This window comes from Desulfofustis glycolicus DSM 9705, assembly GCF_900130015.1.
GTDB classification, from domain to species: Bacteria; Desulfobacterota; Desulfobulbia; order Desulfobulbales; family Desulfocapsaceae; genus Desulfofustis; species Desulfofustis glycolicus.
This window is the reverse complement of the sequence record NZ_FQXS01000063.1, coordinates 1-5,524: the sequence shown is the minus strand read 5'-3', so window position 1 is coordinate 5,524 and position 5,524 is coordinate 1. Positions and strand designations below refer to the sequence as shown.

At 41.5% G+C, this 5,524-nt stretch carries 3 protein-coding genes; 2 read left to right on the top strand and 1 reads right to left on the bottom strand.

Annotated features, from left to right (window positions below; translation table 11 throughout):
* Positions 1 to 361 precede the first annotated feature (361 nt).
* Both BUC26_RS22130 and BUC26_RS22125 read left to right on the top strand, forming a co-directional pair.
* Complete coding sequence (locus BUC26_RS22130) at positions 362 to 2,620, top strand: ATP-dependent endonuclease (RefSeq protein WP_073379553.1); 2,259 nt, start codon at positions 362 to 364, stop codon at positions 2,618 to 2,620.
* Complete coding sequence (locus BUC26_RS22125; protein ID WP_073379551.1) at positions 2,607 to 4,493, top strand: UvrD-helicase domain-containing protein; 1,887 nt, start codon at positions 2,607 to 2,609, stop codon at positions 4,491 to 4,493. The genes BUC26_RS22130 and BUC26_RS22125 overlap by 14 nt, the downstream gene beginning before the upstream one ends.
* 686 nt (positions 4,494 to 5,179) lie before the next feature.
* Here BUC26_RS22125 and BUC26_RS22115 read toward each other — a convergent pair.
* On the bottom strand, positions 5,180 to 5,524 hold a 345-nt coding region (locus BUC26_RS22115), incomplete at its 5' end, for an IS66 family transposase (RefSeq protein WP_143166133.1).

The window sequence follows — 5,524 nt, the reverse complement described above, 5'->3', positions numbered from 1 at the left end:
AGGAAAAGGTCAGGGAGTGGGATTACCCGGTGAGCTGCCAGGTCAGAAGGGTTACGAAAAATGGTGCATTACGGTGGCGATCGACCAAGTGGGTCATGGTATCGACGGCATTAATTGACAAACATGTTGGACTGGAAGAGATTGGTGAGGGAATATGGCGAGTGTATTTTCGGCAAAAGTTGTTAGGATACTTTGACGAAAAGAGCCTTCGAATCCAGGATGAAAAAGGCCGTTTAAAGAGAAACTATGTGTAAGCGATGTGGTGACATAGTTGTAAATGATGTCCAGTACTGAACAGATAAGGAAGAATGGGCTCAAACCTTAGATAGGTATCCTATCAACACAGCATTGGAGCGAAGTCATGAAAATTGCGTTTATAGATATTCAAAATTTCAGGAAGCTTAAATGTTGTCGTGTTGAACTGTCTAAAAATAAGACCGTATTGGTCGGAGCTAATAATAGCGGAAAAACTTCGGCAATGGATGCATTGATTATATTTCTCAAAAAAACGCGTCACAGAAATTTGTCACCAACTGACTTTACGCTCTCTAACTGGAAAAACATCAATGAAATAGCGAAAAATTGGATCGGAAACCAGAATCCTGATGAGTTAAATCTAGGAATTGAGCTTTGGCAACCGCACGTACCATCAATAGATATATGGCTTGATGTAAAAGATGAGGAAATCCACTATGTCAGTCACATTATCCCAACACTAGACTGGGCTGGTGGAAAACTTGGCGTCAGGCTTATATTCGAACCAAAAAAAGATAAGGATCTAAAAGTTGAGAACCTATATAAAGCTTATAAGACAGCTTTTGAGTCAGCAAAAAAAACAAGTGAATCGCGAGCAAACGGCAATGCTTTAAAATTATGGCCACAAACTATGCGGGAATTCCTTGATAAGGAACTGCACAACCATTTCAGTATAAAGGCTTACATCCTTGATCCGAGCAAATATAATGAAGCAACTCCACAGAGCCTTCCAGTGAATTCTGAGCCTATAGCAGGAGACCCTTTCGACGGACTATTCAAGATTGATATCATAAGCGCTCAGAGGGGATTCTCTGACCCAAGCTCATCAGAAGACGGGGTAAGGAACGACCGTAGGCTTTCTGCGCAGCTAAGAACATATTTTGAAAAGCATCTAAACCCATCAGAAATCCCGGATACGAATGATCTTGATGCATTAGAGGCAATAGAGAGCGCCAGAACAGCCTTTGATAAACGTCTGAAAGAGAGCTTCAAATCTTCACTTGGCGAGCTGGAAGGGTTAAATTATCCAGGCTTTAGCGATCCTAAAATTCAAATCTCCAGCAAAGTAGACCCGCTAGATGGGTTAAATCATGATGCTGCAGTCCAATTCAATGTCTTGCGCGACGATGCAAATCCGGATGATATCACACTATGCCTTCCTGAAAAATATAATGGTTTAGGGTATCAGAATCTAATTTCCATGATATTCAACCTCATCCGTTTTCGTGATGAATGGATGCGAATTGGAAAAGCTGGTAAACGAACAGAACATATCGATGAATTCATTGAACCACTCCATATAGTGCTGGTCGAAGAGCCAGAAGCGCATCTACATGCCCAAGTCCAGCAAGTATTTATCAAAAAAGCATATGATGTTTTAAGAAATCATGCGGACCTTAAAGAAAAAACTCAATTTTCAACTCAATTGGTTATTAGCACTCATTCCAGCCATATCGCCCATGAAATAGATTTTGGGTGTCTGCGATATTTTAAAAGAATGCCCGCGACTTGTGCAGATAATGCACCATGCGCTGAAGTTGTGAACCTTTCAAATACTTTCGGGGATGATTCAGATACAGCCAAGTTTGCCACGCGCTATTTAAAAACAACGCATTGTGATCTCTTTTTTGCAGATGCCGCCATATTGGTTGAGGGACCAGCAGAAAGAATGCTTGTGCCTCACTTCATTAAAAGCAAATACCCTGAATTAGATCGCAATTACATATCACTCCTTGAAATTGGGGGAAGTCACGCCCATCGACTTAAGGGCCTGATCGAAACGCTTGGCCTCCTTACGCTTGTGATAACAGATTTAGACTCCATCAAAAAAGACTCCACTGAGAAAGTTCTACCAGAAAGAGGACAAGAGTACCGAACAGGTAATGATACCATCAAATCATGGGTGCCACTGAAAACAAGTTTGGATGAAGCCTTAGATGCCAGCGATGAAGACAAAGTCAAGGATGATTATGTGAGGGCTGCATATCAGATAGAAATCACAGTGGATTATGGCGGCAATGAAGAAACGATCATTCCCTATACATTTGAAGATGCCCTGGTGTTAAGTAACTTAGAGCTTTTCAAAGCGAGAACAGGCGATACCGGTTTAATAAAAAAAATGGCTGAGGGCGTTAATGAACCAAATATTTCTGAGGCACGCAAAGCTCTATTTGATGCGCTGAGCAAAAATAGCAAAAAAGCTGAAATGGCTTTGGATTTGTTGTTTACAACAGAGCCAAATGACTTAACGCCTCCAAAGTATATTGCAGACGGCCTGGATTGGGTTCAAGAGCAATTGAAGAGCAAGCATCAGGACTATTGTATCCAACAAGAAGAAGGAGGTGAGGTAAATGACGGAAACTGATACGACCCCCTCTACTGTTGATGAGGAGATATATAGCTGCCTTGATCTTGATAATCCTAAGAGCTTTTTTCTCTTTGCCGGTGCTGGTTCAGGAAAAACGAGAAGCTTGGTCGACGCTCTAAAGCGTTTTCAAAAAAACAACATCGTAAGACTTAAAAAGGACGGTCAAAAAATAGCCGTAATTACTTACACTAATGCCGCTTGTGATGAGATAAAAAGCCGTCTTGAATTTGACATGGCCTTTCATGTTTCAACGATTCATAGTTTTGCCTGGGAAATTATTAATCCATATACGAACGATATTAGAAGTTGGCTTGCTTCCAACCTTGAAGATGAAATCGCTAAGCTTAATGACCAGCAAGGCAGAGCACGCAGCACAACGAATAAATCTTACATAAAAAGGGCTAAAAAAATTGAACTGAAGACTAAAAGGCTAGAAATCTTACCGTCTATAAAAAAGTTCACATATAACCCCAATGGCGACAACATAGAAAGGGATTCACTGAATCATGAGGAAGTGATCAAGATCACCGCTGATTTCATTCTAAACAAACCTTTAATGCAAAGTATCCTTATACGCAAATACCCCATTCTGTTGATTGACGAGAGCCAGGACACCAAAAAGGATCTGGTTGATGCGTTTTTTGATATGCAGGAAAAACATCCCGGCAAGATTACGCTTGGTTTATTTGGTGATACGATGCAGCGTATTTATACGGATGGAAAAACAGACTTAGGTCAAAATATTCCTGATACTTGGGCAAAACCAGCAAAAATAATAAACTATAGATGTCCCAAGCGCGTTATCACGCTTATCAATAAAATTCGCTCCGGAGCTGATGACCAAATACAAGAGCCGCATAAAGAAAATGACGGATGTGTTCGCTTATTTATTGTCAATACGTCCAACCCGGTTAATAAGGCCACTGTTGAACATGGTATTACTTCAACTATGGCAGAATTAACGGACGATCAACTCTGGAAAGATGATGCTCAAGCTTCAGTGAAAATATTAACATTAGAACATCATATGGCCGCTAGTCGTGGTGGTTTCTCTGACTTTTTTGTCCCATTATATAGTGTCGATAAATTTAAGACTGGGTTATTAGACGGTAAATTGCAAGGAGTTTCATTATTCGCCAAGCAAGTACTTCCCTTAGTAAAAGCAAAGCAAGCAGGTGATGAGTTCGCAGTATCCAGAATAATGAGAGAGTATTCGCCAATAATTAAAAAAGACGCATTAAAAAAATCTACCAAATCATTAGAGGAAATCACCAAAGCAAAAGATGCGGTTGTTGCGCTATTTTCTCTATGGTCCGATGATGCTGACCCCTCCCTCAATGAGGTATTAAAAGAGGTCTATAATAGTGGGATATTCCTAATTTCTGACGCATTGCTCCCTATAGCCGATAGACTAAATCAAGATCAAGAAGACATTGGGGGGGAACAAACTGAGGAGCCGGAAAATGACCCGGTTATAGAGGCATGGGAGATGGCATTACAATGCAAATTCAGCCAGTTTGAAGAGTATGTTAGGTACATTTCTGATGAATCTCGTTTTGGAACCCATCAAGGTATCAAGGGGCTACAATTCCCGCGAGTTATGGTGATATTAGATGACGATGAGGCGCGAGGTTGGACATTCAGTTACGACAAATTATTTGGAGCTGTTGAGCCTACCCCAACAGACATAAATAATTTAGAGGAAGGAAAAGAAACGAGCATTGATCGTACCCGCAGACTTTTTTATGTGACATGTAGCCGCGCCGAGGAAAGCCTTGCTATCGTTGCGTATACCAATGAGCGAAAGAAAGTGGAGAGCTATGTTCTTGAACAAGGTTGGTTTGATAAAGATGAAATCATTCAGATTTGAAATTGTTTTTTTATTTTACCTATTCAATTGTACGTAGATAACAACTTATAGATTCCAGGGGGAAGAGCAAGGCCTTCATCTTTGACAGAATTGAAAACATCGGCTTCACCGAACCATCTCTTTCAGCGGATCGCAAAAAGCCGCGCCCCCTGAAGAGTACGTTGTGTGTAAAGAAAATGATGAAATGAAGAAAGTATATAAGTATCTCTATTTCTATATTCGTATTTGTTGCCTTATATACCCATTCATATTGGCTTTTGCCATCGTGGTCCACTTTCTAGGCTGGATAACACCAACTGAGAAAGCAATAACTACTCATTTTATTGTATTTATGGCCTGCATTCCTGCTTTCATAATGCTTCCTGGTTTGCTATTTGAAAATTACAAAGCAAGTTATCATGGCATGAATTTATCACAAATAACATACAGCTTATTTATGGGTGTCACGCTCGGCCTTGGTCCTATTTATTTGTTCTTCAAGTATTATGACAGAGACTTAATGAACTACTATAATGACTTATAATGACAAGATAAATCACACAATCGGGTAAGGGCGGGTCTTTCTCCCGCCCTCCCCACACCACCTGGCATGCGGGTCCGCACCAGGCGGTTCCCAGAGCTACCGAGCCGTAGCCGGGTAATGCATCTTTACCCATAGATCTTTGACAGACAACAGTATCCGTCTATTAAACCCCACTAACGATATCATTCAGGGCAACATCCTCCACCCGGAGCTGCATCGGCAGTAATGCCTGATAATCTTCAACACTCTGGGCAAATGGCAACTTCTCGAACAGATAGCGTAGGTACCGGTACGGCTCCAACCCATTTGCCTTGGCAGTTTCGATCAGGCTATAAAGATCGGCACTGGCTTGGGCGCCCTTTGGGGTCCCCGCAAATAGCCAGTTCTTTCGACCCACCACGAACGGCCTAATGGCATTTTCCGCTCTGTTATTGTCCGGCGTCATCTCGGCATGATCAAGGTACACCACTAACCGATCCCACTGACTCAGTGCATAATTCACGGCAAT